The 259-nt window shown below is 66.4% G+C and carries 1 protein-coding gene; it reads right to left on the bottom strand.

Annotation, left to right across the window (positions count from 1 at the left end):
- Positions 1-93 precede the first annotated feature (93 nt).
- Positions 94-259, bottom strand: a 166-nt coding sequence (locus tag HKX41_12150) for a translation initiation factor IF-3 (GenBank protein NNC24887.1), incomplete at its 5' end; no start/stop codon positions are given.

Below are 259 nucleotides of genomic sequence, written 5' to 3'. Positions count from 1 at the left end.
TGCAAATATCTTCAGGCAAATCAGGGGATTGGGAGCCAAGCTCCCTGCCCCGACCGCGCCTGGGGCCTCCCCGCGGGCGGGGAAGGACCCGGCTCAGGTCTTCTTCTTGGGCGCGATCATCATGACCATCTGCCGCCCTTCCAGGCGCGGACGCGACTCGACCACGATGTCCTCGCCCAGGTCGGCCTCGATCCGCGCCGCCATTTCGCGACCGAGCTCCTGATGGCTCATTTCGCGGCCGCGGAAGCGGATGTTGACC

It is taken from the genome of Salifodinibacter halophilus (assembly GCA_012999515.1).
Classification (GTDB): Bacteria; Pseudomonadota; Gammaproteobacteria; order Nevskiales; family Salinisphaeraceae; genus Salifodinibacter; species Salifodinibacter halophilus.
This window is presented reverse-complemented; position numbering and strand designations above follow the sequence as displayed.